This window comes from Giesbergeria sp. (assembly GCF_028686475.1).
Lineage (GTDB): Bacteria > Pseudomonadota > Gammaproteobacteria > Burkholderiales > Burkholderiaceae_C > Simplicispira.
Window position 1 is genome coordinate 1 of record NZ_JAQUCA010000009.1, and the last position, 24,661, is coordinate 24,661.

Consider the following 24,661-nt stretch of genomic DNA (forward strand, 5'->3'; position numbering starts at 1 on the left):
TTTCCACTCATGGAGTGACCATTTTTTACAAGATTGTCACTTTTGCATGAACGACAGAGATAAACAATTTTTTCTTCAATCATTAAATTTCTTAAAATAATTAATCATTGGTAATTTTACCACTACCTAAAAATCTATTTTGGCTATATGGATGATGACGGAATTTTCAAAAATATGGGGGTTATTTGGGATGGAACTCAATGATTAAACTGTTTGTTGGCCTAGGCAACCCCGGCCCAGAATACGAAGCCACGCGCCACAATGCCGGTTTTTGGTGGATAGATGCCTTAGCGCGCGAACTGAAGGTGTCTTTGCAACCCGAACGCAGCTATTGGGGCTTGGCCGCGCGCGCTAATCTCCACGGCCAGCCGGTCTGGTTGCTAGAGCCGCAAACCTTCATGAACTTGTCGGGTAAATCGGTGGCGGCCTTGGCGCGCTTTTTCAAAATTGCGCCTGAAGAAATTTTGGTGGCCCACGATGAGCTGGATTTTTCCCCCGGCCAAGTCAAACTCAAGCGCGGCGGCAGCCACGGCGGCCACAATGGCCTGCGCGACATCCATGCCCAATTGGGCAGCCCGGATTATTGGCGCTTGCGTATCGGTATCGGGCATCCCGGTGTCAAGGCCGAAGTGGTGCATTGGGTACTGAAAAAACCCGCCCCAGAGCAGCGCAACCTGATAGAGGACAGCATCGCCCATGCGCTCAAAGCCTTGCCTGCGCTGTTGGCAGGCGATATGGACAAGGCCACTTTGTTGATTCATACCACCAAGCCACCCCGGCCCAAAAAATGCGACATAGAATCACCCAATGCTGGATGATCGTGCCAAGTTGTTGCTCAAGGCGCTGGTAGAGCGCTATATCGAAGACGGGCAGCCCATAGGCTCCCGCACTTTGTCGCGTGCCTCGGGGCTGGATTTGTCGCCCGCCACCATTCGCAATGTGATGGCGGATTTAGAAGCGTTGGGCCTGATTGCCAGCCCGCACACCTCGGCCGGGCGCATTCCCACTGCCAAAGGCTACCGGCTGTTTGTCGATACCATGCTCACGGCAGACCGGGGGCAAATTTTGACCCCACAATTGGCCCCAGAGCAGCCACAGCGGGTGATTGCCAATGCCGCGCAACTGTTGTCCAACTTGTCACAGTTTGTGGGCGTGGTGATGGCTCCTCGGCGCACCTCGGTGTTTCGGCATATTGAGTTTCTGCGCCTATCCGAGCGGCGCTTTTTGCTCATCATTGTTTCGCCCGAAGGTGATGTGCAGAACCGGGTAATTTTGTCCGAAACCGATTTCACCCAAAGCCAGTTGGTGGAGGTAGCCAACTTTCTCAACAGCCACTATGCCGGCATGGCGATGGAGCAGGTGCGCGAGCGCCTAGGCCAAGAGGTGGACCAACTGCGCGGCGAGATTGCCACCCTGATGCAGGCGGCAGTGCAAGTCAGTTCCGAAGCCTTTGAGCAGGCACAAGAAGAAGTGGTGATTTCTGGCGAGCGCAATTTGCTGTCCGTGAGTGATTTTTCGCAAAACATGGGCAACCTGCGCCGCGCTTTTGACCTGTTTGAGCAAAAAACACAAATTCTGCGCCTGTTAGATGTATCGCAGCAAGCCGAAGGGGTGCGTATCTACATTGGTGGCGAAAGCCAAGTCGTGCCGTTTGAAGAGCTGTCGGTGGTCAGTGCGCCTTATGAAGTGGATGGGCAGGTGGTGGGCACCTTGGGCGTGATTGGCCCCACCCGAATGCCCTACGAGCGCATGATTCAAATTGTGGATATTACTTCGCGCTTGGTGTCTAACGCCCTGAGCCACCACCACTGAACAGGCTACACCGCTGGCTATGGCCTGCATTAGCGGCCTAACGCGCAAAGGTGGTGTAATTCTGCCCATGAAGTCCCGTTTTGAACATATTGCCTTGGTCGGCAAATACCAAAGCCCCAGCGCTGGCGGCATGGCCGAACATGCGCGCAAAACCTTAGAGGGCATCGCCCTGTTTTTGCGTAGCCAGGGTTGTACCGTATCGTTAGAAGCGCAAACAGCAGCCCACCTAGAGCTGCCCGGCTACGCTGCCTTGGAGGTCGATGACATCGGCAAGCAGTGTGATTTGGGCTTGGTGGTGGGCGGCGATGGCACCATGTTGAGCATTGCGCGCCAAGTGGCCCGTTATGGCACGCCGCTGATTGGCATCAACCAAGGGCGGCTGGGCTTCATCACCGATATTCCGCTGGACAACTACCAGACCACCTTGGCCCCGATGCTGCATGGCCAATTTGAAGAAGACCACCGCCCGCTGATTCATGGCCGGGTGCTGCGCGATGGCGAATGCCTGTTTGACACCTTGGCCATGAACGATGTGGTGGTGAACCGGGCGGCTACTTCAGGCATGGTGGAGTTGCGCGTGGAAGTCGATGGGCATTTTGTGGCCAATCAGCGTGCGGATGGGCTGATTGTGGCCTCGCCCACCGGTTCTACTGCCTATTCTTTGTCGGCGGGTGGCCCGATGTTGCATCCGTCTTTGCCCGGCTGGGTGTTGGTGCCGATTGCACCGCACACGCTATCGAACCGCCCGATTGTGCTGGCCGACATTACCGAGATTGCCATCGAGATTGTCAATGGCCGCGATGCCAGCGCTAATTTTGATATGCAATCGCTGGCTGGTTTGCGCCAAGGCGACCGTATTTTGCTGCGCCGTGCCGAGTATTGCGTGCGCTTTTTGCACCCACGCGGCTGGAGTTACTTTGACACGCTGCGTAAAAAATTGCATTGGAACGAAGGGGGTTCTTAAACATGGCGCTCAGGAGCATCATGCTGCGCGATTTTGTGATTGTGCAGCAGTTGGATCTGGAATTAGCGGCAGGCTTTACCGCCCTGACGGGCGAGACCGGCGCGGGCAAATCTATCCTGATTGATGCCTTGCAACTGGCTTTGGGTGCGCGTGCCGATGTGGGTTTGGTGCGCGAAGGGGCCAGCCGCACCGAAGTCTGCGCCGAGTTTGATACCCCGCCCACTTTACAGGCTTGGCTAGAAGAAAACGGCTTTGCCGTAGAAGCGCAAATTTTGCTGCGCCGCACGCTAGATGTCCAAGGCAAAAGCCGCGCTTGGCTCAATGGCACACCCGCCACAGCGGCCCAGCTGCGCGCGGTGGGCGAGTACCTGTTAGACATTCACGGCCAGCACGCTTGGCAAAGCCTGACCCGCCCCGAGGCGGTGCGCGGCCTGCTCGATGCCTATGCTGGCCTGTCGGGCCAAGCGGTGGCCGAGTGCTGGCAACGCTGGCGCGCAGCGCGCAAAGCCCTAGAGCAAGCCCAAAGCGCGCAAGAACACCTAGAACGCGACCGCGAGCGCCTGCTGTGGCAAATTGCCGAACTCGACAAGCTGGCCCCCGCTGCCGACGAGTGGGAAGAACTCAACGCCCAACATACGCGCCTGAGCCACGCCCAAGCCCTGTTAGATACCGCCCATGCTGCCGCAGAGTGGCTCGATGGCGAAGACCACGGCGCACTATCGGGTTTATCGCGCGCCGGTGAATTGCTGCAAGAGCAGTCGCACCTAGAGCCAGAATTTCGCAATTTGCACGAATTGTTGGCCTCTAGCTTGGCCCAAGCCGAAGAAGCCGCGCGTTCTTTGCAAGCCTACCTGCGCCACGTCGATTTAGACCCCGATGGGCTGGCGGCACTGGATGAGCGCGTGGCGTTGTGGCTGACCTTGGCGCGCCGCTACAAGCGTCCACCAGCGGAGTTGCCCAGTTTGTTGGCGGCTTGGAAGCAAGAGCTGCAACGCTTAGAGGCCTGCGCCGATATTGCTGGATTAGAGGCCGCCGTGGCCCAAACGGCCACCGCCTTTGATACGGCAGCACGCCAATTGTCACGCCAGCGCGCCAAGGCCGCGCCCCAGTTAGCGCAGGCCATTACCCAAGCCATGCAGTTGTTGGGCATGTCGGGCGGTCATTTTGAAGTGGCCCTCAGTCCCAGCGCCCCAGCGGGCGCGCATGGGGTGGATGATGTGGTTTTTTTGCTGGCCGGGCACCCCGGAGCCACGGCCCGGCCTTTGGGCAAAATTGCCTCGGGCGGCGAGTTGTCGCGTATCTCGCTGGCCATTGCCGTTACCACCAGTGCCTTGGGCGAAGCGCCCACCCTCATTTTTGACGAAGTGGATGCGGGTGTCGGTGGCGCAGTGGCCGAAGCCGTGGGGCGGCTGATGCGCCAACTGGGCCAAGACCGGCAGGTGCTGGCCGTGACGCACCTGCCGCAAGTGGCCGCCCAAGCGCACCAGCATTTGCTGGTGGTCAAGCACAGCGATGGCCAAGGCACCAGCAGCAGCGTGCAGCCGGTAGCTGCTACGCAGCGGGTGCGCGAAATTGCCCGCATGTTGGGCGGCCAGCAGCTGTCTAACACCAGTTTGGCGCACGCCCAAGAAATGCTGGATTTAGCCACCACTGCCCCTGCCACCTCTACCCTATTGGAGACCACGCTATGAGCCTAGAAATCGCTCTCATTACGGGGATGTCGGGTTCAGGAAAATCCGTGGCCCTGCGCGCCTTAGAAGATGCTGGCTACTACTGTGTCGATAATTTACCGCCCGAGTTATTGTCGGCCTTTTTAGCGCTAGAACACCAACACCACGGCAACCGGGTTGCTATTGCGATGGATGCGCGCAGTGGTGGCTCTTTGGCCCAAGTGCCGCAAGCATTGCAGCAGCAACGCACGCAGGGCGTGGTGGTGCATTCCATCTTTTTAGATGCCACCACCGATACCCTGGTGCGGCGCTTTTCTGAAACCCGCCGCCGCCACCCCTTATCGCACGACGAAGGGTTAGGGCTGGATGGCCGCCGGGTCCTCACCCAAGCGATTGAGCTAGAGCGCGAATTGCTGGCTGAACTGCGCGAGCATTCGCACGTGATTGATACCAGCGCTATCCGTGCCGCCCAATTGCAGGGCTATATCAAGGGCTTGATGTCGGCCCTGCCCCAGCAACTGACGCTGGTATTCCAATCGTTTGCCTTTAAGCGCGGCATACCGGTCGATGCCGATTTTGTGTTTGATGTGCGTATGCTGCCCAACCCGCACTATGAGCCGGGCCTGAAAGATTTAACCGGACTCGATGCCCCTGTGGCCGAGTATTTGCAGCAACAAGCCCCGGTGGAACAAATGCAAACCCATATCGCCCAGTTTTTAGAGCATTGGCTCAAGCTGCTGGCCAGCAACCACCGCAGCTACGTGACGGTAGCGATTGGCTGCACCGGTGGGCAACATCGCTCGGTGTATTTGGTCGAGCGCTTGGCCGCGCATTTTCAGCCCGATTGGGCCACCCTGCGCCGCCACCGCGAGATGGATGCGCGTGCTTTGCCCTAAGCTGTCCTGTGTTGTTTTGAGTTGTTTTGAGTTTTTGCTTTTTTTCAAGGAAAGATGGCCTTATGTCTACCACTGATTTTTCTCCTGCCCAAGGCTACGCCGGTGATGTAACGCCATCGGTGGCGTGGCAATGGGTGCAACAAGGCCAGGCGGTGCTGGTCGATGTACGCAGCGATGCCGAACGCGCTTGGGTGGGCGAAGTGCCCGGCGCACGCCCTGTGGTGTGGAAGCAATGGCCCGGCATGGCCATGAATGCTGATTTTGATGAGCAACTGCGCGCCGCCGCGCCAGAGGGGCAAAAAGTAGTGCTACTCTGCCGCAGTGGTGTGCGCTCGATGGCTGCCGCGCAGCGCGCTACGGAGCTGGGCCTAGAGGCTTACAACATCCTAGAGGGCTTTGAGGGCGACTTAGACGCGCAAGGCCACCGAGGCCAGCGCGGCGGCTGGCGCGCGCGTGGACTGCCTTGGCGCCAAGGTTAAAACGGCTGGCTTTGCTGGCTTACAGCGGTGGGATACGCAGTTTTTGTCCCGGATAAATTTTGTCCGGGTGGCTGAGCATGGGCTGGTTGGCTTCAAAAATTTTCGGGTACTTGTTGGCATCGCCATAAAACTTTTTGGCAATCGCCGACAGGGTATCGCCGCGCACCACATCGTGGTATTGGGCCTCGGGTTCTGGGGCTGCTACCGTCATTTGGTTGTCCACTGCCTGCACGTTGGCCACATTGCCACAGCACAGCGTCACCTTTTCTTTGGCCGCTTGGCTGGGGGCTTGGCCTTGCACCGTGACCAAGCCTTGCAGACCGTCATAGTCAACCTCTACCGCGCTCAGCCCCAAGTTTTGTGCGCCAATATAGGTGGCAATGGCCTGCGCGGCCTTGGCATTGCGCTCTGCTTGCGTCGGGCCATCGCTGGCCGGGGTGCTTGCCGCTGTGGGAGTCGCTGCAACAGCCTCTTTGCCGCCAAACAGCTTTTCGCCCGCTTCTTTGATAAAACTAAAAACGCCCATCAGTATGCTCCTCTAGTGCTTAAACCTGGAGCTTGCACTGTAGCGCTAAACGGGCACTCTGGGCGCAGTAAAAAAAGTGGGGCCAGAAAACTCGGGATAATGCGCCGCAGGAACACTAAGGTTTCACGCACAACCTGATGAAACCAGCCAAAAAAACCAGCCGCCGCACCAGCCACCCCGACCTGCCACCCTATTGGGCGCAGGCGTGCGCGCAGCTGGGGCAAAAAGACCGCGTCTTGCGCCGCCTGATTCCGCAGTTGGGCGAGCATGTAGTGCGCCCCAGCCGCGATGCCTTCACCACCTTGGCGCGCAGCATCGTCGGGCAGCAAATTACCGTGGCAGCGGCCCAAACCCTGTGGCAGCGCTTGCTGGCGCTGTTGCCGGAGCCGGTAGCTGCTGTGTCGGTGCCAGCAAACACCGTGGCCCAATTGGCCTTGGATTTGGCCGCACCAGCCACCGAAGAGGCTCCACCACGCACCATCTTGCCCGCCGATTTGCTGCAACTGCGCGCAGAAGAGATGCGCGTCGCTGGCTTGTCGCCGCGCAAGGTGGACTACCTGCTGGCCCTAGCGCAACAATTTGCCACCGGCAAACTGCGCCCGCAAAGCTGGGCCGCCCTAGAGGATGAAGCCATCATCCAGCAACTGATGCAATTGCGCGGCGTGGGGCGCTGGACGGCCGAGATGTTTTTGATGTTCCATCTGCTACGTCCCAACGTCTTGCCCTTGGATGATGCCGGGCTTATCAAAGGCATTAGCCACAATTATTTTTCTGGCGACCCGGTCAGCCGCCACGAGGCACGCGAGGTAGCACAAGCCTGGCAACCTTGGTGCAGTGTGGCTACTTGGTATATTTGGCGCTCGCTGCAAACCCAGCCGCTAACGCCCTGAACGCCGTTGCTCGTGCCATACCCGGCACCGAGAACGCACAAGGAGAACCCATTTTGGCCAAAAAAACCTTCCTCGATTTCGAACAACCGATTGCCGAACTCGAAGGCAAAATTGAAGAACTGCGCTACGTGCAAAACGAAAGCGCCGTCGATATTTCCGACGAAATCGACCAACTTAGCAAAAAAAGCCTACAACTTACCAAGGACATTTACAGCGAGTTGTCGCCTTGGCAAGTCACCAAAATTGCCCGCCACCCCGAGCGCCCCTACACGCTAGACTATGTGCGCGATTTGTTCACCGATTTTGTCGAGCTACACGGTGACCGCCATTTTGCCGACGATAAATCCATCGTCGGTGGCTTGGCGCGCTTTAACGGCCACGCCTGCATGGTGCTGGGCCAACAAAAAGGCCGTGACACCAAAGAGCGCGCCTTGCGTAACTTTGGCATGACCCGCCCCGAAGGCTACCGCAAAGCCCTGCGCCTGATGAAAACCGCCGAGCAATTCAAACTGCCGGTGTTCACCTTTGTTGATACGCCCGGTGCTTTTCCGGGCATAGATGCCGAAGAGCGTAGCCAATCCGAAGCTATTGGGCGCAACATCTACGAGATGGCCCAATTGGAAGTGCCCATCATCACCACCATCATTGGCGAAGGTGGTTCCGGCGGGGCGCTGGCCCTGAGCGTGTGCGACCAATTGCTGATGTTGCAGTATTCGATTTACTCGGTTATCAGCCCCGAAGGTTGTGCTTCCATCCTCTGGAAAACATCGGACAAAGCGCAAGATGCCGCCGAAGCGCTGGGCATTACCGCACACCGCCTGAAAGCGCTGGGGCTGGTGGACAAAATCGTCAACGAGCCGGTGGGCGGTGCCCACCGCGATACCAAGCACATGGCCGCCCTGCTCAAGCGGGCGTTGGGGGATGCCTTCCGCCAACTGGCCGATTTGAAGACAGACGAGCTAATCGAGCGCCGCTATGCCCGCTTGCAAAGCTATGGCCGTTTTACCGATACCAAGGCCAATAGCCGCTAACACCCGCGCCCTCGAGCAGCCATGACCCACGCTGTGGAAGCGGCGATGGCAGCCTTTGTGCCAACGCTGCCGCTGGCCATCGCCTTGAGTGGTGGCGCAGATTCCACTGCGCTGCTGCTGGCCTGTGCGCGGCGCTGGCCGGGGCAGGTCTCTGCTATTCATGTTCACCACGGTTTGCAAGCTGCTGCCGATAGTTTCGAGCAGCATTGCATCGCCCTGTGTGGACAGCTGCAAGTGCCCCTGACGGTGCAGCGGGTCGATGCCCGCCATGCCCGTGGCCAAAGCCCCGAAGACGCGGCGCGCACGGCGCGTTACCAAGCCCTGCAAACCGCTGCGGCCGCCCATGCTGTTGTGCCCGCTGCTATCGCGCTGGCACAACACGCCGACGACCAAGCCGAAACCCTGTTGCTGGCGCTGTCACGCGGAGCCGGTGTGGCCGGGCTGGCCGCTATGCCTGCACAGTGGCAACGTGGCGGCTTGATGTGGTACCGGCCTTTGTTGCAAGTGCCCGGTGCCGAGATTCGCCGTTGGCTGCAAGCCCAGCAGCAAACTTGGGTAGAAGACCCGACCAACACCGATGAACGCTACACGCGCAACCGTATTCGCGCCCAACTCCTGCCTGCACTGGAGGCGGTGTTTCCGGCCTTTCGGGCTACCTTTGCGCGCAGCGCATCCCATGCGGCACAAGCCAAAGAATTATTGCTGGAGCTGGCCGTGCAAGACCTGGCCCAAGTCGGCAATCCACCCGAGATTCGCGCGCTACAAACCCTGAGCGTGGCACGCCAAGCCAATGTCTTGCGCCACTGGCTGCTCCTAGCCCACCAAACCACACCCGCCAGCAGCCAACTGGCCCAATTGCAGCAACAAATACAGGCTTGCACGACACGCGGCCACCGTATCCACCTGAAAGTGGGGCGCGGTTTTGTGATTCGTGCTGGAGCGGTGCTGCATTGGTACAATTGACCAGTTTTGGCCCACTTTTGCACGAAACACGGCGGCGTCCCAAAACATTGTTCAACCTGCGCCGCGCCCTCTGGGTTTCGTCACCACACATCTCCAATGGCATTGATCGTTCATAAATATGGCGGCACGTCGATGGGTTCGCCCGAGCGCATCCGCAACGTTGCTAAACGCGTGGCCAAATGGGCGCGCGCAGGCCACCAGATGGTGGTTGTACCCAGCGCCATGAGCGGCGAGACCAATCGCCTGCTCGGTCTGGCGGGCGAATTGGCCCCCACCCCAGCCAGCGCAGCGTACCACCGCGAACTCGACATGCTGGCCGCCACCGGCGAGCAAGCCTCGTCCGCCTTGCTGGCCATTGCCCTGCAAGCCGAGGGCATGGAAGCCATCAGCTACACCGGCTGGCAAGTGCCGGTACGCACCGACAGCAGCTACACCAAAGCCCGCATCGAGTCGATTGACGACCAGCGTGTGCGCGCTGATTTGGATGCTGGCAAAGTGGTGGTCATTACGGGCTTTCAGGGCATCGACGATGCTGGCCACATCACCACTTTAGGCCGTGGTGGTTCGGATACTTCGGCGGTGGCCATTGCCGCCGCCATGAAGGCCAACGAATGCCTGATTTACACCGATGTGGATGGTGTCTATACCACCGATCCGCGCGTGGTACCCGCTGCGCGCCGCCTGCACACCGTCAGCTTTGAAGAAATGCTGGAAATGGCCAGCTTGGGCAGCAAGGTGTTGCAGATTCGCTCGGTCGAGTTTGCTGGCAAGTACAAAGTGCCCATGCGCGTGCTGTCCAGCTTCACGCCTTGGGATATTGACCTGGCCGAAGAAGCCCAATCGGGCACGCTCATCACTTTTGAGGAAGACGAAAAAATGGAAAAAGCCGTTGTGTCCGGCATCGCGTTCAACCGTGGCGAAGCCAAGATCTCGGTGCTGGGTGTGCCCGACACCCCCGGTATTGCCCACCGCATCCTCGGCCCGGTGGCAGATGCCAACATCGAAGTCGATGTCATCATCCAAAACATCAGCAAAGACGGCAAGGCCGACTTCAGCTTTACCGTCAACCAAGGCGACTACCAGCGCGCACTCGATTTGTTGCGTACCAAGGTAGTGCCCGAGCTGGGTGCCCAAGAAGTAGTGGGTGACCCGCACATTTGCAAGGTCAGCATCGTCGGTATCGGTATGCGTAGCCATGTAGGCATCGCCAGCACCATGTTCCGCGTGCTGAGCCAAGAAAACATCAACATCCAGATGATTTCTACTTCCGAAATCAAAACTTCGGTGGTGATTGACGAGAAGTACCTGGAGCTGGCCGTGCGCGCCCTGCACACCGCCTTCGGTCTGGACAAAGCCGCCGAGTAATTCTGGCGCATACCCTGAAAATCAGGGTATAATGAGAGGATTGGAAACGTGACCGAGTGGCCGAAGGTGCTCCCCTGCTAAGGGAGTATGGGGTGTAGAGCCTCATCGAGGGTTCGAATCCCTCCGTTTCCGCCAATTTGCATCAGCCCCTAGCCCATCGCTAGGGGCTTTTTGCTTTGGTGCCCACTTTCCCAGTACGCGAGAAAGCGCCTCCCCCTTGGCCGTGCCTGCGTGCCGCTCCAACACTGCTCCCACAAGGGCTGCTAGTGGGTCAAACCCTGCCAGCTCGGCTATGCGTGCTTGGTCTTCTGGTGGGCATGGCCTGCTGCCGTTTTTCCACATTGATATTGCTGGCTGCGGCACTTCTAGCACCTCTGCTAGCTTCGTGCTGCTTCCTACTTTTTTACATGCTTGATTGATTAACTCGGATATTTGCATGGCTTTTTCCTAACATTATGTTATGTTTCGGCTTCCTAACATTTTGTTATGGAAGTTTGTAACTTCAACTTTACACCTAGGAGCGTCCATGCACCCGAATACCACTACACTCTTTCCTGAGAATTCCCCTGCTGTAACCAGTAGCGCCCTAAGTCTGGACGCTCCGGGCCTACCGGCGCAGGGGGATTTTCTTTTTTCTGACGACCCTATCGTTAACTGGTTCGATAGCCAGACAGAAGACACCTGCCGTTTCTGGATTGACTGCGCTGCTGACTTGTTCGGTCTGCCTGATTCTGACTCTGCTACTCCTCGCCAGTGCTGGCACGCATTTTTGCTTTTTGCTAACACTGGCGTTCTTGCTCCCCCTCCCTTGCCAGTTCTCGTTACCCATTCTGCGGTTGTTCGCAAATATGGCCCCCCTTCTTTCGTTGCCTATCTGCCTTCTGGGATGCTTCATCGTCGTGATGGCGATGGTCTTATGCCTTTCTGGTCACTCAAGGCGTTTCAGGGCTATCTAGCTGTCTTGCGTGCCCACGGCTACCGTGTTGCCTTTGATAGCCCTTCTGTGGCTTTTGTGTTTCGTCCTGTTCGTGGTTTGCATCATGGCTGATGACCTCTCCTTCCCCCTGGACTTCGCTCCCGATGATGCTTGCCTGTGGGAGGCTTGCCCCTATTGCGGCTTGCTCCTCTTGCATCCTGCCGCGCCCTGTGATTCTGCCCCTGCTGACACTTGCCCGACTGCGCTGGAATTTCTGGCGCTTGACCGTTCGGGCCTTCCTCGGGGGGGGTTCTGATGTCTTTGGTTTCGGCAACTTTTCCCCGGCTCCCAGAAAGTGACGTGTATGTAACACGTCACTTTAGTCTCACCGGTGAGACAAATCATCATTTTTTATCGCATTGTGAAAACGATGCGCTATCATTTTTGCAGCAAGAACAGGGCACTTTTTGCGATTGGTTGAGCCTCTACCAACACCACGGCCACGGCCAAGGCCTGCCGCTGGTCAACGATGGCGCTTTTGTTCGCTACGATGCCCACGGCGTGCATGAGTCCACGACCCTGAAAAAGCTTCGTGTGGAGGGTAGCCACGAAACCGCCCTGTTTGTCCGCTGTGATGGTGAAACCGTTTGGTTCGAAGGTAACGTTTCTAAGTTCGGGCGGCCTGATAACGTCTTTGGCTTTACTCTGGCGCAGTGCATAGACCGTATCAACGCCTTTTTGCACACTCTGGGCCTTCCCTCTTTCACCCCCGGCGTGCGCTCCGTTGACCAGCGTGTCGGCGATAGCAAAACTGGGGACTGGCGGCCTACTTGGACGGGTGCCCGCATCACCCGCATAGACATCACCCAGAACTTCGCTGCTGGCTCGCGTGATAACGCTTATGCCTTCATGCGCCACCTTGCCAGCCAGCAGGCATCACGCTTGAAAACGGGCACTCATGGCGAAGGCGAAACCGTGGACTTTGGCCGTGGCTCTCGGCGGGTTTATTCCAAAGCCTATTTAAAAGGCCCTGAACTTTTCAAACATATCGGCAACCCTAATAAATTTAAAAAGCAAACTACCCAGTTTTCTAAACCTCACGACCCCTATATAATCGAATTAGCACAATGGTGTTCGGACATTGGCCTCGTCCGCTTTGAAACCACATATAAATCCACTTATTTAATTGATGCTGGCCTTAACTACCTTGGGGGCTTTAATATGAACGTAATTCACGCCGATTTTCAGAAAAGACAGGAAGTTTTTACCCGTGCCACCTGCGAAGCTGACCAGCTTTCTGAGTTGCCTAAACAGTTTTTAGCCACTTACCGCATGTGGCAAGCCGGGGATGATGTCGCTAAACATCTTTCTCGCCCTACTTTTTACCGCCACCGTGTCGCCTTGCTGCCCTACGGCGTGGACATTGCTATCAAGTCTAACGTTGTCCGGCTCGCTCAACCCACCAAAATTATCACCCTTGGCCCTGTGGCCCCTCCTGATTTTTACCGTATGCCCTCCCCTTCGTTCATTTCTCTTGCTGCTTGAGGTCTTTTATGAAATACGCTATCGGCAATCTTTTGATTCTTACCCCAAAAACATCTACTCGTGATGGAAAATCACAAACTGACCTTTTGGTCGGCATTATGGACACTGACTCTAAGGGTGATGGTGACATTTTGAAGCTGAAGGCGAACATTGCGAATATTGAACATTGGCAAAAATTCAAAGGTCAGGAAATTGTGGTAGAGATTAAACAATGGTTTATGAACGGTAAAGCTGGCCTTTGCCTCGTGGATAAAGATGCCCTCCCCACTCTTAAAACCCCTAGCAAGTCTTTACCTGCTGCATAAACCATGAAAAACCTTACTCTGCTTTTTATTAGCATTTTTGCCGGGTACGGTTTCACCTCTGCGCTTGCGTATCTTGCTGTTTGATTTCAGCCGGTAGCCCTCCAACGTTGCGAAACGCCGAGGGCCTCCGGGTGCAATCCCTGCATCATTTTTCAACCATTTTTAGGATTTCAATCATGACCAACTTTGTGAAAAGCCGTTTTGTTCCTTCTGTCCGCAATGCCGCTGCTGCCACTGGTGCAGGTGCCCTGATGCTGGCTGGCCAAGCCCATGCTGCTTTGCCAGCTGGTGTTACTGATGCTCTCGATTCCGCAAAAGAAGATGCCGTCTCTATGGGCGGTTTGGTGCTGGTGGTGATTATCGCCATTGCCGCCTTCAAGTTCATTCGCCGCGCTATCTAAGGGCCTGCAATGTTCCAAGCCGGTGCCGCTTGCTACAGCTCCCAGGCTGGCGCTCTGTCGGCGCTGGCATCGTCTCAAGTCGGGGCGGTTATCGTCGATGGTGGTACCGCTCGTGTTGTCGGTGTCCAGTCCGTCACGGATACCGCCATCACCTACACGCTGACCCCTCTGGCCGGGGGCGCTCCTCTGGTCTCTACCGTAACCCTCCAGCCTCAACCCTGCGGCCTTTTAACGGCTTCTGATGCCCTTTCCTTGTCTTGGGCCATCGTGTTGGTTTGGCTGGCTGCATGGGGCCTTTCTGTGCTTGCTCGCTCCATCTGGGGCGAATCTGAAACCCGGTCAGACTATGGCAACACCTGAGTTTTATGCGGTCGCTGCCGCTATATTGGGGGCTGCATGGCTCGCCTTTCGCGCATAGTATTCGCGGGCCTGTTGGCCCTTGCTGGGGCTTCTGCCCATGCGGGCTATGCCCAACTGGCCCCTCCTCCGGGCTTTGCGCCTATGCCCACGGCATCCCCTGCGCGTTGGGGTTACGCAAAAGCCGCTAATGAGGCATGGGTTAATCAAACTGTGCGCGTTAATCCTTCGCTTAATGTTGGTGGTCAAACTATTAAAGTTCCGGCTTCAATGAAGCTCGCTGCTAATGCTCCTCGGTTTGCTGCTGCTGCTCTCTTTCTTAATCCTCAACTTCGTTTTGCTCTCGGCGTTGTTTCTTGGCTTTCTGCTGCTAAAGTTATATGGGATGAGGCTTCCCAGCAATGGATGACTAAAGGAGATATTTCTTCCGGTTATAGTCTTTGGTCTGACCCTTGGTCAGGTCAACATATTCATTCTTCTCCCCCTTGCGCTTCTTGGTGGCCCGGTTCTGTATTCGTTCAAACTTCAGAACTTACGGGTCAATGCCGTCTTTCTGCCGGTACGCTAACAACTCTTAACAGAACCAAAAATTCTAACGAAGAACAATCTAGGCCTCTTACAAAAGAAGAATATGAAAGAAAACTCGCTCCTGAAGTTTTCCGACCCGGCACCCCCTCAATAATGCCCGATTCAGTCCCCAATGAATTGCCACCGGGCACACCCCTACCTGTTGAGCAGCCAGTTATTAACCCCAGTCCGGGCACCAATCCCCAGCCACAGCCCTATTTTGTCCCCCAAGGCGACCCGGTACCCAATCCCAACTACGACCCCAACGCGGCCCCTAGTCCGCAAAATCAGCCCTACATCATCCCCGGTGTCCGTATTGTCCCAAGCCCTACCGCTGATGAGCCTTGGCGCGTCGATGTGCAGCCTGTCAATCGCCCCACGCCTACAAAAGACCCTCTCACTCCTGATGAGCTAAACCCCCAGCCTGACCCCAACGCTGACCCCAACAGCCAGCCTGACCCCGGCGCTGGCGATAACCCCAAGCCAGAAGAACAGCAGTCACTTTGTGAAAAGCATCCTGAGATTGTCGCTTGTCAAAAGCTTGGCACTCTTGGCCCTGCTGAACCCCTTAAAAATACCGATAAAAATCTATTGATTAACAAGGATGAGGGCTGGGGGCCGTCTAATGGTTCTTGCCCTGCCCCTCGGACTATTAATATAGCTTCTGCTGGTCGTTCTTATGAACTTTCCTTTCAGCCTTTATGTGATTTTGCTAACGGTGTCAGGCCCATAATAATCGCGCTTGCTTGGCTTTCTGCCACTCTAAGTTTTGTTGGAATTGGGAGGAAAAGTTAATGGATTCAATTGCTGAATGGCTTGCCAAAATTTCTTGGCCGCTTGTATCTCGTTTATTTGCCTCTATTGGCATTGGTACTGTTACTTATGTAGGAGCTGAATCCGCTATTGATGGTGCTTTAAGTTCTTCAAAACTCGCTCTTTCTGGGCTTACTTCTGAAACCCTCCAGCTTCTTGCTATGGCTGGTTTTTTCGATGCTATGTCTATCCTTTCTGGGGGTGTAATATCTGGTTTATCGTGGATTATGATGAAGCGCTTTGCACTTAATACCACTGCTGCATAATGATTACGCTAATCACCGGCGCACCAGGTGCGGGCAAAACTGCCGCGCTGGTGTCGATGCTAGAAGACTTGGGCAAAGACCGGGCTATCTATGCCCACGGCATCCCTGATTTGAAAATCCCCCATATTGTCTTGGATGACCCCTCCAACTGGCCCGACACCGTTCCCGACGGTGCTGTCGTCGTGATTGATGAGGTGCAAACTGTTTGGCGGCCTTCTGGCCCTACGCAGAAAGCCCATGAGAGCATCCAAAAGTTGGAAACTCACCGCCATCGTGGGCTGGATTTCTACATCATCACCCAAGGCCCAAACCTTGTGCATGCCAATGTCCGGGCGCTTGTCGGGCGGCATGTCCATCTCCGTGATATTGGCGTCTTCGGGCGCTGGTGGTATGAGTGGCCGGAAACCGCCGATAACTGTCGCACCGGCTGGAAAACTGCCCCAGTCAAAAAACGCTATCGGCTGCCAAAACACGTTTTCAGCAAATACAAAAGCGCCTCTCTGCACGTCAAGCCTGAACGTTCCCTCCCGCCGGTGCTGTTCGTGTTTCTCGCTGCCCTGCTCGTTCTTGGCTTTCTTGGCTGGCGTGTTTATGGCTCCATACAGGCCAAAATCAATCCATCCTCTACAGCTTCTCTTCCTGTTACTGCTTCTGGCCCTGCTGCGGCCTCCTCTGGCCCTGCAGCTGGTTTTGACCCCTACACGGGCACGCAACCTGCTCCGGCCATGCCTCCGGGCGTGCTCGATGACAGAACGGCCTTTATTCCTCGTGTCCCTGATAAGCCTGAAACCGCTCCCGCATACGACCACCTCCGTCAAGTCGTCAATATGCCCTTGGTCACTGGCGCGGTGTGCTTTAAGGGCCGCTGCAAGTGCGTTACCCAGCAGGGCACTGATGCCGGGCTGAGTTCTGATCAGTGCCGCGCTTGGCTTGATAACCCTCCATTTGACCCCTATACCGTCAAGGTGCAGGCGGCTGCCGCTGCCCCCGGAACACCTTCGGCTGGTACACCGTCCGCACCGGCTCAAACCGCGCCTGCTCCTGTGCAGACCGCAACCGCAACGATGGCCCCCTTGAACGTCGGCGGCTCCATAAACCCCAAAGCCGATGCAGCACCGCCCCCAGTGCTGCCAGCAGGGTCACCAGTCCACCCGACACTGCCCACGGGTAGCGCTGGAACACTGCCACCGCCCAACCTGCTAAACCCCCACCGTCATACATAAAACCCCCTAAAAAAATAATTAAAAAATTTAATAAAAACTATTGACTTTTGAAAAGTCAATCAAAAAGTAAAGATTTTTCAATATATATTTTTGTCAATAGGTACAAACCCTTATTGTTTTTAGTTGTTTTCTGTGGTTGGAAAACCGTTTTTTGCGCTGCGTTGTGCCTCGCGCGCTGCGTGTTGTGCCTGGTCGCGCGCTGCTCGTGTACGCGCTGGGGGGTATCGGGGGCGTAGCCCCTGATGGTTACCTGCGGTCACTTACTAGCTAATGCCTGTTCGCGTGCGCTGCGTGTCGTGTATCGCTGCTGCTCGTCGCGTGCTGCGTTCGCGTATCAATGCAGCTCGTCGCGTGCTGATGCGTTCGCATATCGCTGCCGCTCTTCCGCGCCTGTTTACTGGCTGTCCCTCCCCCTCGTGTAGAGGGGGCCGGGGGGTTAGCTGGGCCTTTGAATCAACTCCCATTTTTACTGGGCGCGTGTCCCCGCGTTAGGGATCGTTAGTGTGAAACATTGAGACTTTTAATTGCTGGTAGATGATTGACACAATGCGCGGACATAGACATTAGCGCCTGAGTGCGCGGACATAGACACTACTGGCCCAATGCGCGGACATAGACATTAGCGGCACTCATCTACCAGCAATTAAAAGGCTCAACCTTTAGGCCAGAGCCCGGTTTTGCGAAGCAAAAAACGCCCAAATCTTACCAACGAAACTGTTGCCCGCCACGGGCGCGGGGCTGGTCCTTTTATCGGGCATGGCTCCTGCTACGGCTTGCCCGCTGCTCTGCTTGAAAGCAGAAAATGACCGTTTACGGCTATGCGCGGGTCTCTACAGCCCACCAAGACACCCATCTCCAAATTGACGCTCTCCAGCGTGCTGGTGCCTCTACCATCGTGCAAGAAAAAACCTCGTCTGTCGGGGCACGGCGCGAACTCAATCGCCTGCTCTCACAGCTCAAGCGCGGTGATTGCGTGTTGGTCTATAAGCTCGACCGCTTCGCTCGTAGCTTGATTGACTTGCTCAAAATCATTGACCGCATCGAATCTGTTGGCGCAAGTTTTCGCAGCATTACTGAATCAATCGACACAGCTACACCTGCGGGCCGCATGATGATGCAGATGCTGGGCGCGTTCGCAGAATTTGAACGGGGCATGATTCGTGAACGGTCTATCGCTGGACAGAATGCAGCTCGTGAGCGTGGCAACTTGCCTGGCCGTCCTCGCGCATTGACGCTTGACCAGGAGCGTGAGCTGGTGGTTCTTTATCAGTCCGGTTTCTACACGCAGAAGGGTTTAGCTACTCGTTACGATGTTTCGGTTTCTGTCGTTAAGCGTGCGCTGTATCGTGTCACCCGGCCTACATCTAGCAGCTTGAAGTAAGCACAGAGTAAGCGTTTTAGCCAGCGCCGGGTAGTTTCCGGCGTTTGGATATAAAAAAACCGGGTTGCCCCGGTAGCTCAAAAACTTCCGTTTCCGCCAAGACCAGCCCCCTGAAGCAATTCAGGGGGCTTTTTTTTTGCCGCAAAAACGAAAAAACCCGGTGTGTATTGCACCGGGTTTGAAGCTAGAGCCGCATTGCAAAACTCAGGGCTTGGTGCCTTCTGGGAAGGGCCAAGCGGCCTTTTCGTTGAGGGTGGTTTTTACCACTGGGGCGGTAGTAGTTTTGCTGGCTTTTTTGGCCGCTGGCGCTTTGGCGGGTGCTGGAGCAGCGACTGGGGCAGGTGCCGGAGCCGTCGTTTTCTTGGCAGCGGGTGCTTTTTTGGCAGCGCTGGCCTTCTTGGCGGGTGCGGGTGCTGGGGCGGCCACTGCTACGGGAGGCTCGGCCACTGCGGCTTTGGGGGCGGCAGCCTTTTTGGCCGCTGCTTTTTTGGCCGGTGGTGCCGGTGCAGGAGCTGGCTCTGTGGCAACTGGAGCTGCTGCGGCGGCTTTGGGGGCGGCAGCCTTTTTGGCCACTGCTTTCTTAGCCGGTGCCGGTGCAGCAGCAAGCTCTGCTACGGCTTCGGCGACAACGGCTTTTTTGGCCGGAGCCGCTTTTTTGGCCGCCGTTTTGCTGGCTGGAGCGGCTTTTTTGACCTCAGTGGGTGCAGGCGCAGGGGCAGCTACCGCAGGGGCGACTGTTTCAGCCGCCACCGTTTTTTTGACAGCTGCTTTTTTGGCCGGGGCCGTTTTTTGCGGGGTTTCGGCCTTGGGGGCCGCAGGTTTCTTGGCAGTTGCCATCATGTTCTCCTTGGTACGGTAAGCAAACGCGCTGCCACCTGCCAACCCTTGGGGGTAGCACAGCAGCAGAACGAGAAAAGGAAAGTCATGGGGGTGCCGTGGTGTGTAGGGGATTCAATCCCAAGACAGGGCACCGCCCGACTGGTATTCAATCACGCGGGTTTCAAAGAAGTTGCGTTCCTTTTTCAGATCGATCATCTCGCTCATCCAAGGGAAGGGGTTTTCTTCGTGCGGAAACAACGCTTCTAGGCCGATTTGGGTGGCGCGACGGTTGGCGATATAGCGCAAATAGCCTTTGAACATGGACGCATTCATGCCCAGCACGCCACGCGGCATGGTGTCTTCGGCATAGGCATATTCCAAATCGACAGCGTGCAAAAACAGTGCTTTGATTTCTTCTTGGAAACTGGCAGTCCAGAGGTGCGGGTTTTCTAGCTTGAGCTGGTTAATCAGGTCAATGCCAAAATTGCAGTGCATCGACTCATCGCGCAAAATGTATTGGTATTGTTCAGCCGCGCCGGTCATTTTATTTTGCCGCCCCAGCGCCAAAATTTGCGTAAAACCGACGTAGAAGAACAGCCCTTCCATCAGGCAGGCAAACACAATCAGGCTCTTGAGCAGCGTTTGGTCGGTCTCGGCAGTGCCGGTTTTGAAGGCCGGGTCCATGATGGCCTCGATGAACGGAATCAGGAACTGGTCTTTGTTGCGGATGGACGGCACTTCGTTGTAGGCGTTGAAGATTTCGCCCTCGTCCAGCCCCAATGATTCGACAATGTATTGGTAGGCGTGGGTGTGGATGGCTTCTTCAAACGCTTGGCGCAGCAAAAACTGGCGGCACTCGGGCGCGGTGATGTGGCGATAGGTGCCCAGCACGATGTTGTTGGCCGCTAGGCTGTCGGCGGTGACAAAAAAGCCCAGATTGCGCTTGACGATGCGGCGCTCATCCTCGGTCAGGCCGTTGGGGCTTTTCCAGAGGGCGATGTCGCGCGTCATGTTGACTTCTTGCGGCATCCAGTGGTTGGCGCAGGTGGCGAGGTACTTTTCCCAAGCCCATTTGTATTTGAACGGCACCAGCTGGTTGACATCGGTTTGGCCGTTGATGATGCGCTTGTCAGCCGCATTCACGCGGCGCTGGCTGCCGGTGTTGGCCAGCACCGGGGCCGCTGGCATGACTGCTGGCGCTGCTGGTGCCGAAGGGGCAGCCACGCGCACGGTGGGCGCGGGCATGGCCTGAAAATTCAGCGGTGAAAACTCTGTGGGCGACAACGCACCCCAGCGGTTTTTAGGCAGACCGTTGTCGTGTGGTTTTTGCAGTGTGGGCGTGACGTCTTCGTCCCAAGTCAACATAGATTTTCCAATGCTCGAATTATGAGAGCAGCGCTTGCAAATGGAAAGCATCCAAGCGCTGTACGGTGGGGGTTTTTACGCTTTTATGACCAAATTTATTGGCAGGCTTCGCAACCGGGGTCGTCAATGGCGCAAAAGCGCACATCGGTAGCGGGTGCTTCTGGTGCTTCTAGCGCAGTAGCTGCCGCTGGGGCCGAGGCCACGGCGTTGAGGTGCTGGCGCTGTACGGTACTCATTTCGGCGTGGGTGGCGCTTTGCGTGCGCAGGTAGTAGGTGGTTTTGAGGCCACGCAGCCAAGCCAGCTTGTAGGTTTCGTCGAGCTTTTTGCCCGAAGCACCCGCCATGTAGATGTTGAGGCTTTGCGCTTGGTCAATCCATTTTTGGCGACGCGAGGCGGCCTCTACCAGCCAAGTGGGGTCAATCTCAAAGGCGGTGGCATACAGGGCTTTGATGTCGGCAGGCACCCGGTCAATCGCGTGCAAGGAGCCTTTGAAATACTTGAGGTCAATCAGCATCGCCTCATCCCACAGCCCTAAGCGTTGCAGGTCACGTACCAAGTAATGGTTGATGATGGTGAATTCGCCCGATAGGTTCGATTTGACGGACAAATTGCCAAACGAGGGTTCAATCGAGGCATCCACACCCACAATGTTGGAGATGGTGGCGGTGGGGGCAATGGCGACGCAGTTGGAGTTACGCATCCCATCGCGGGCAATTTTGGCGCGCAGCGCATCCCAATCTAAAGTTTGCGAGCGCTCTACTTCGACATAAGCACCACGGGCTTGGGCCAGCAAATCAATCGAATCTTTGGGCAAGATGCCCCGGCTCCACAAAGAACCGTCGTAGCTGGAGTAGCGCCCACGCTCGGCGGCCAACTCGGTCGAGGCCCAGTAAGCGTAATAGCAAATGGCTTCCATTGAGCGGTCGGCAAACTCCACCGCTGGCATGGAGGCATAGGGCAGGCGCAAGGCATACAGTGCGTCTTGGAAGCCCATCAGCCCCAAACCCACTGGCCGATGGCGCAAATTGGACTCGCGCGCTTTGGGCACGGCGTAGTAGTTGATGTCAATCACGTTGTCCAGCATTCGCATGGCCGTGCGAATGGTGCGCTGGAGCTTGTCGTGGTCCAGCTCTTTGCCGTGCGGGCCATCTTTCAGATGCTGCGCCAAATTGACCGAACCAAGGTTACAAACGGCGGTTTCGGTGTCGCTGGTGTTCAGGGTCACCTCTGTACAGAGATTAGAGGAGTGGATAACCCCCACATGCTGCTGTGGCGAGCGCACATTGCAGGCATCCTTGAAAGTAATCCACGGGTGGCCGGTCTCGAACAGCATGGTCAGCATCTTGCGCCACAGGTCGGTGGCTGGCAGTACGCGGTGGTGGGGGATTTCGCCCCGGTCGGCTTGGGCTTCGTAAGCCACATAAGCGCGTTCAAACTCAGCGCCAAACAGCTCGTGCAAATCGGGCACATCCGAGGGCGAGAACAGCGTCCAGCGGCCTTTTTCCATGACACGCTTCATGAACAGGTCTGGAATCCAGTTGGCGGTGTTCATGTCGTGCGTGCGGCGGCGGTCATCGCCGGTGTTTTTACGCAGCTCCAAGAACTCTTCGATGTCGAGGTGCCAAGTTTCCAGATAGGTACAGACGGCCCCTTTGCGTTTGCCGCCGTTGTGCGCCAAACCGGCTACGGTTTGGTAAGACGCATCGACATCTACTTTCAAATCCACCACCAGCGGCTTGGGCGTGATGGGACGCACGGCCCGCACGCGCGAGAACAACACGCCATCGCGCACCAGCCAATTGCGTTTGCCCACGGCTTGGCAGCCTACACGTTCTGCCAAGGCTGGGATGGCCGGAATACGTAAATCAATACTGGTGCTGCTACCGTCAAATACGGCTTGCGAACCATCGGAACGCTGGCCGGTATGGTGGTGCTGGCGGGTACGCTTTTGGCCAGACACCGGCACACCCAAGCGCAGCAATTGGTAACGCACCCCGTGGGCCAGCGGCTCGGAAGCCGAGGTGAAAGTCAACTCTTTGCCACGCGCAACACAGCCGTCGGTTTCTAGCAAGCCTTGCAACAGCGCCAGCGTTTGCGTGGTGGGCAAATGGCTTAGGCGGGGGGCAATGCGCTTTTGGTGTTGCGCGTCGTACAAATCATCATGGGTAAAGGGCAAGGTGGGCGCTCCGGCACCCACCATGCGCCCGGTGGTGCCATCGCGCAATGCGCCTTGACCTGCCGCCCAGTGGATTTGGACATAGGTGCTGCCACGGGCTGTTTCCCAGTAATGGAAGCCACGCGCCTCCAGATAATGACGCACAAAGGCCAAATGCGTGTCGCGCTGCGGGTTGCCGGAAACACCCCACTGTTGCCCCTCTTTAGACAGATGCCCATCCCCGAGCAAAATGCCATAGAGCCGGGCATCGTCTTCGTCTAGGCCCTGCACCGGAACGACTTCGGTGGGAATAGCAAAGCCGATGTAATCGCCCGTCTGCAACTGGCCAGAATCGACCCAACGCGCGGTTATTTTGCCCTTGTCCAGCCAAGCCTCGGTGCGTGCATTGGCCTGCCCCAAAGGTACGCCTTGAATCGCCCAGAAGGGATGCGCGTCGGTCACTTCCAGTGGCTCGATAGCGTGTTTGACCTCAATCGCCACCATAGGGTCAGTCTGGTTATAGACCATGCGCTGCGTTACTGCGCGATACTGGCCGCTGTGGCCCAGCACCAAATCACCGGCATGGATGTCGCGCAGTGGGCGCGGCCCGGTGGCCGTATAGACCAAGGTATCGGGGGCAAAGCACTGGTTTACCGCTACGGCGGTATCGTTGACCACCTTCAAAAACGGCACCACGCCTTGCGATTCGCCATTCGTGCCTTGGATATGGCTGCCCAGTGCGCGCACGCGCGTCCAGTCGTTGCCCAAGCCACCGGCAAACTTGCTCAACAGGGCGTTTTCTTTGATGGATTCGTAGATGCCGCCCAAATCGTCGGGCACGGTGGTTAAGTAGCAGCTGGACAACTGCGAGCGCAACGTGCCGCTGTTGAACAGCGTGGGCGTGCTGCTCATAAAGTCAAAGCGCGACAGCACCTCGTAGAACTCAATCGCGCGCGCTTCGCGGTCGCTTTCTTGCAAGGCCAGCCCCATCGCCACGCGCATAAAGAAGGCTTGTGGCAACTCAATGCGTTGCTTGCGTACATGCAAAAAGTAGCGGTCGTACAGGGTTTGCAGGCCCAAGTAATCAAATTGCAAATCGCGCGTTGGTTGCAAGGCTGCCGCCAAACGCGGCAGGTCAAATTGCAACAGCTCGGGGTTAAGCAATTGTTCTGCCACGCCCTTTTGGATAAAACTGGGGAAGTAATCGGCATAGGCGTTGGCCATATCGGCCAAGGCCACCTCGCGGCCCAGCACTTCGCGCGTCATGGTGTGCAGCAACAGCCGGGCGGTGGCATAGGTGTAATCGGGGTGCTGCTCAATCAGGGTGCGGGCGGCCAAAATGGCGGCTTTATAAACTTCCTCTAGCGGCACGCCGTCGTAGAGGTTACGCAAGGTTTCTTGTACGATAGGCTCGGGCTGCACCTCGGGCGGCAGGCCAGTGCAAGCATCGGCCATCAGGCGTTGTAGGCCCTGCATGTCCAAGGCCACCAAGGCACCATCTTGTTGTAGCACCTGTAAGGGGGCCACTGGGGCTTGGGTGTCGGCCTCGGCTTGGGCGGCGGCGCGCTCTTGGGCGCGGCGCTCACGGTACAGCACAAAGGCGCGCGCCACTTCTTGGTGGTCGGAGCGCAACAATTGCAGCTCGACTTGGTCGCGCACATCGTCAATATGGAACGTGCCGCCTTCGGGGCGCGAACGCAGCAGGGCATAAACTACTTTTTCTGTCAGGCTGGCGATTAACTCGCGCAAACTGGCCGAAGCATCTCCTTGGCTGCCCGAGACGGTTAAAAATGCCTTGGTGACGGCAATGGCGATTTTGGCGGGCACAAAAGGCACCACATCGCCGGTGCGCCGCTGAATTTGGTAGCGAGAAAAGTCCACGTCAGCAAAGAAAGTAGCAACAGAAGAAGTCGAGGTAGCGGTGGGCATGGCATCCTTGGCTGGAGCGGTA

The 24,661-nt window shown here is 56.8% G+C and carries 24 protein-coding genes and 1 tRNA gene; 20 read left to right on the top strand and 5 right to left on the bottom strand.

Annotated features, from left to right (window positions below; genetic code table 11):
• The first annotated feature begins 200 nt into the window (after positions 1-200).
• From pth to PHX60_RS08045, 6 genes are all read left to right on the top strand, one after another.
• The gene (gene pth, locus PHX60_RS08020; RefSeq protein ID WP_300076542.1) at positions 201-818 is read left to right on the top strand and encodes an aminoacyl-tRNA hydrolase; all 618 of its coding nucleotides are present in this window, start codon (positions 201-203) and stop codon (positions 816-818) included.
• Positions 808-1,812, top strand: a complete 1,005-nt coding sequence (hrcA, locus tag PHX60_RS08025) for a heat-inducible transcriptional repressor HrcA (RefSeq protein ID WP_300076544.1) — start codon at positions 808-810, stop codon at positions 1,810-1,812. Before pth ends, hrcA begins: the two co-directional genes overlap by 11 nt.
• A gap of 67 nt (positions 1,813-1,879) precedes the next feature.
• Positions 1,880-2,776 (top strand): NAD kinase, encoded by an 897-nt coding sequence (locus PHX60_RS08030; protein WP_300076546.1) that lies wholly within the window; start codon positions 1,880-1,882, stop codon positions 2,774-2,776.
• 2 nt (positions 2,777-2,778) lie between these two features.
• The gene (gene recN, locus PHX60_RS08035; protein ID WP_300076548.1) at positions 2,779-4,467 is read left to right on the top strand and encodes a DNA repair protein RecN; all 1,689 of its coding nucleotides are present in this window, start codon (positions 2,779-2,781) and stop codon (positions 4,465-4,467) included.
• Positions 4,464-5,342, top strand: coding sequence for an RNase adapter RapZ (gene rapZ / locus PHX60_RS08040; RefSeq protein ID WP_300076550.1), 879 nt, complete (start codon positions 4,464-4,466; stop codon positions 5,340-5,342). The genes recN and rapZ overlap by 4 nt, the downstream gene beginning before the upstream one ends.
• Positions 5,343-5,404: 62 nt before the next feature.
• Positions 5,405-5,821 carry a rhodanese-like domain-containing protein gene (locus PHX60_RS08045; protein ID WP_300076552.1) on the top strand — a complete coding sequence of 139 codons (417 nt, stop codon included), beginning with the start codon at positions 5,405-5,407 and terminating at the stop codon, positions 5,819-5,821.
• A 19-nt stretch (positions 5,822-5,840) separates the two neighbouring features.
• Here PHX60_RS08045 and lysM read toward each other — a convergent pair whose 3' ends face one another.
• The gene (gene lysM / locus PHX60_RS08050) at positions 5,841-6,347 is read right to left on the bottom strand and encodes a peptidoglycan-binding protein LysM (RefSeq protein WP_300076554.1); all 507 of its coding nucleotides are present in this window, start codon (positions 6,345-6,347) and stop codon (positions 5,841-5,843) included.
• A gap of 137 nt (positions 6,348-6,484) precedes the next feature.
• On the opposite strand from lysM, the gene PHX60_RS08055 reads away from it, so the two are divergent.
• From PHX60_RS08055 to PHX60_RS08075, 5 genes are all read left to right on the top strand, one after another.
• Positions 6,485-7,237, top strand: a complete 753-nt coding sequence (locus PHX60_RS08055; protein WP_300076556.1) for a DNA-3-methyladenine glycosylase 2 family protein — start codon at positions 6,485-6,487, stop codon at positions 7,235-7,237.
• Between the two features lie 53 nt (positions 7,238-7,290).
• On the top strand, positions 7,291-8,268 hold the full coding sequence (locus tag PHX60_RS08060; protein WP_300076558.1) for an acetyl-CoA carboxylase carboxyltransferase subunit alpha: 978 nt from the start codon (positions 7,291-7,293) through the stop codon (positions 8,266-8,268).
• A gap of 21 nt (positions 8,269-8,289) precedes the next feature.
• Entirely contained in the window at positions 8,290-9,231 is a 942-nt protein-coding gene (tilS, locus tag PHX60_RS08065; RefSeq protein WP_300076560.1) for a tRNA lysidine(34) synthetase TilS, read from the top strand.
• 96 nt (positions 9,232-9,327) lie between these two features.
• Positions 9,328-10,596: an aspartate kinase gene (locus tag PHX60_RS08070; protein ID WP_300076562.1), complete on the top strand. Its 1,269-nt coding sequence runs from the start codon at positions 9,328-9,330 to the stop codon at positions 10,594-10,596.
• A gap of 42 nt (positions 10,597-10,638) precedes the next feature.
• Positions 10,639-10,731, top strand: a tRNA-Ser gene (locus PHX60_RS08075).
• On the opposite strand, the gene PHX60_RS16005 is transcribed toward PHX60_RS08075, so the two are convergent.
• On the bottom strand, positions 10,699-11,034 hold the full coding sequence (locus PHX60_RS16005; protein ID WP_366144372.1) for a YdaS family helix-turn-helix protein: 336 nt from the start codon (positions 11,032-11,034) through the stop codon (positions 10,699-10,701). The genes PHX60_RS08075 and PHX60_RS16005 overlap by 33 nt on opposite strands.
• Positions 11,035-11,122: 88 nt before the next feature.
• On the opposite strand from PHX60_RS16005, the gene PHX60_RS08080 reads away from it, so the two are divergent.
• The 9 genes from PHX60_RS08080 to PHX60_RS08120 all read left to right on the top strand — a co-directional run bounded on the left by PHX60_RS08080 (position 11,123) and on the right by PHX60_RS08120 (position 18,370).
• Complete coding sequence (locus PHX60_RS08080; RefSeq protein ID WP_300076564.1) at positions 11,123-11,644, top strand: hypothetical protein; 522 nt, start codon at positions 11,123-11,125, stop codon at positions 11,642-11,644.
• A 183-nt stretch (positions 11,645-11,827) separates the two neighbouring features.
• Entirely contained in the window at positions 11,828-13,057 is a 1,230-nt protein-coding gene (locus PHX60_RS08085; RefSeq protein WP_300076566.1) for a phage/plasmid replication protein, II/X family, read from the top strand.
• A gap of 8 nt (positions 13,058-13,065) precedes the next feature.
• Positions 13,066-13,362, top strand: a complete 297-nt coding sequence (locus tag PHX60_RS08090; protein ID WP_300076568.1) for a hypothetical protein — start codon at positions 13,066-13,068, stop codon at positions 13,360-13,362.
• Between the two features lie 176 nt (positions 13,363-13,538).
• Positions 13,539-13,763 (top strand): major capsid protein, encoded by a 225-nt coding sequence (locus PHX60_RS08095; protein ID WP_300076570.1) that lies wholly within the window; start codon positions 13,539-13,541, stop codon positions 13,761-13,763.
• A gap of 9 nt (positions 13,764-13,772) precedes the next feature.
• Positions 13,773-14,123 carry a hypothetical protein gene (locus PHX60_RS08100; protein ID WP_300076572.1) on the top strand — a complete coding sequence of 117 codons (351 nt, stop codon included), beginning with the start codon at positions 13,773-13,775 and terminating at the stop codon, positions 14,121-14,123.
• 141 nt (positions 14,124-14,264) lie between these two features.
• Positions 14,265-15,482: a virulence factor TspB C-terminal domain-related protein gene (locus tag PHX60_RS08105; protein WP_300076574.1), complete on the top strand. Its 1,218-nt coding sequence runs from the start codon at positions 14,265-14,267 to the stop codon at positions 15,480-15,482.
• Entirely contained in the window at positions 15,482-15,766 is a 285-nt protein-coding gene (locus PHX60_RS08110) for a DUF2523 domain-containing protein (protein WP_300076576.1), read from the top strand. Before PHX60_RS08105 ends, PHX60_RS08110 begins: the two co-directional genes overlap by 1 nt.
• A complete protein-coding gene (locus PHX60_RS08115; protein ID WP_300076578.1) occupies positions 15,766-16,989 on the top strand; it encodes a zonular occludens toxin domain-containing protein in 1,224 nt (407 codons plus the stop codon). The genes PHX60_RS08110 and PHX60_RS08115 overlap by 1 nt, the downstream gene beginning before the upstream one ends.
• Before the next feature lie 802 nt (positions 16,990-17,791).
• The gene (locus PHX60_RS08120) at positions 17,792-18,370 is read left to right on the top strand and encodes a recombinase family protein (protein ID WP_300076580.1); all 579 of its coding nucleotides are present in this window, start codon (positions 17,792-17,794) and stop codon (positions 18,368-18,370) included.
• A gap of 204 nt (positions 18,371-18,574) precedes the next feature.
• On the opposite strand, the gene PHX60_RS08125 is transcribed toward PHX60_RS08120, so the two are convergent.
• The 3 genes from PHX60_RS08125 to PHX60_RS08135 all read right to left on the bottom strand — a co-directional run bounded on the left by PHX60_RS08125 (position 18,575) and on the right by PHX60_RS08135 (position 24,639).
• A complete protein-coding gene (locus tag PHX60_RS08125) occupies positions 18,575-19,207 on the bottom strand; it encodes a histone (RefSeq protein ID WP_300076582.1) in 633 nt (210 codons plus the stop codon).
• 114 nt (positions 19,208-19,321) lie between these two features.
• Positions 19,322-20,554, bottom strand: coding sequence for a ribonucleotide-diphosphate reductase subunit beta (locus tag PHX60_RS08130; protein ID WP_300076584.1), 1,233 nt, complete (start codon positions 20,552-20,554; stop codon positions 19,322-19,324).
• A gap of 95 nt (positions 20,555-20,649) precedes the next feature.
• Entirely contained in the window at positions 20,650-24,639 is a 3,990-nt protein-coding gene (locus PHX60_RS08135) for a ribonucleoside-diphosphate reductase subunit alpha (protein ID WP_300076586.1), read from the bottom strand.
• Between the last annotated feature and the right edge of the window lie 22 nt (positions 24,640-24,661).

Coding starts and splice junctions, on each gene's coding strand:
- tilS (WP_300076560.1), top strand. CDS start 8,290: ATGACCCACGCTGTGGAAGCGGCGATGGCAGCCTTTGTGCCAACGCTG.
- PHX60_RS08105 (WP_300076574.1), top strand. CDS start 14,265: ATGCCCACGGCATCCCCTGCGCGTTGGGGTTACGCAAAAGCCGCTAAT.
- PHX60_RS08135 (WP_300076586.1), bottom strand. CDS start 24,639: ATGCCCACCGCTACCTCGACTTCTTCTGTTGCTACTTTCTTTGCTGAC.
- recN (WP_300076548.1), top strand. CDS start 2,779: ATGGCGCTCAGGAGCATCATGCTGCGCGATTTTGTGATTGTGCAGCAG.
- hrcA (WP_300076544.1), top strand. CDS start 808: ATGCTGGATGATCGTGCCAAGTTGTTGCTCAAGGCGCTGGTAGAGCGC.
- PHX60_RS08085 (WP_300076566.1), top strand. CDS start 11,828: ATGTCTTTGGTTTCGGCAACTTTTCCCCGGCTCCCAGAAAGTGACGTG.
- PHX60_RS08130 (WP_300076584.1), bottom strand. CDS start 20,554: ATGTTGACTTGGGACGAAGACGTCACGCCCACACTGCAAAAACCACAC.
- rapZ (WP_300076550.1), top strand. CDS start 4,464: ATGAGCCTAGAAATCGCTCTCATTACGGGGATGTCGGGTTCAGGAAAA.
- PHX60_RS08080 (WP_300076564.1), top strand. CDS start 11,123: ATGCACCCGAATACCACTACACTCTTTCCTGAGAATTCCCCTGCTGTA.
- PHX60_RS08120 (WP_300076580.1), top strand. CDS start 17,792: ATGACCGTTTACGGCTATGCGCGGGTCTCTACAGCCCACCAAGACACC.
- PHX60_RS08125 (WP_300076582.1), bottom strand. CDS start 19,207: ATGGCAACTGCCAAGAAACCTGCGGCCCCCAAGGCCGAAACCCCGCAA.
- pth (WP_300076542.1), top strand. CDS start 201: ATGATTAAACTGTTTGTTGGCCTAGGCAACCCCGGCCCAGAATACGAA.
- PHX60_RS08070 (WP_300076562.1), top strand. CDS start 9,328: ATGGCATTGATCGTTCATAAATATGGCGGCACGTCGATGGGTTCGCCC.
- PHX60_RS08030 (WP_300076546.1), top strand. CDS start 1,880: ATGAAGTCCCGTTTTGAACATATTGCCTTGGTCGGCAAATACCAAAGC.
- PHX60_RS08100 (WP_300076572.1), top strand. CDS start 13,773: ATGTTCCAAGCCGGTGCCGCTTGCTACAGCTCCCAGGCTGGCGCTCTG.
- PHX60_RS08110 (WP_300076576.1), top strand. CDS start 15,482: ATGGATTCAATTGCTGAATGGCTTGCCAAAATTTCTTGGCCGCTTGTA.
- PHX60_RS08095 (WP_300076570.1), top strand. CDS start 13,539: ATGACCAACTTTGTGAAAAGCCGTTTTGTTCCTTCTGTCCGCAATGCC.
- PHX60_RS16005 (WP_366144372.1), bottom strand. CDS start 11,034: ATGCAAATATCCGAGTTAATCAATCAAGCATGTAAAAAAGTAGGAAGC.
- lysM (WP_300076554.1), bottom strand. CDS start 6,347: ATGGGCGTTTTTAGTTTTATCAAAGAAGCGGGCGAAAAGCTGTTTGGC.
- PHX60_RS08045 (WP_300076552.1), top strand. CDS start 5,405: ATGTCTACCACTGATTTTTCTCCTGCCCAAGGCTACGCCGGTGATGTA.
- PHX60_RS08055 (WP_300076556.1), top strand. CDS start 6,485: ATGAAACCAGCCAAAAAAACCAGCCGCCGCACCAGCCACCCCGACCTG.
- PHX60_RS08090 (WP_300076568.1), top strand. CDS start 13,066: ATGAAATACGCTATCGGCAATCTTTTGATTCTTACCCCAAAAACATCT.
- PHX60_RS08115 (WP_300076578.1), top strand. CDS start 15,766: ATGATTACGCTAATCACCGGCGCACCAGGTGCGGGCAAAACTGCCGCG.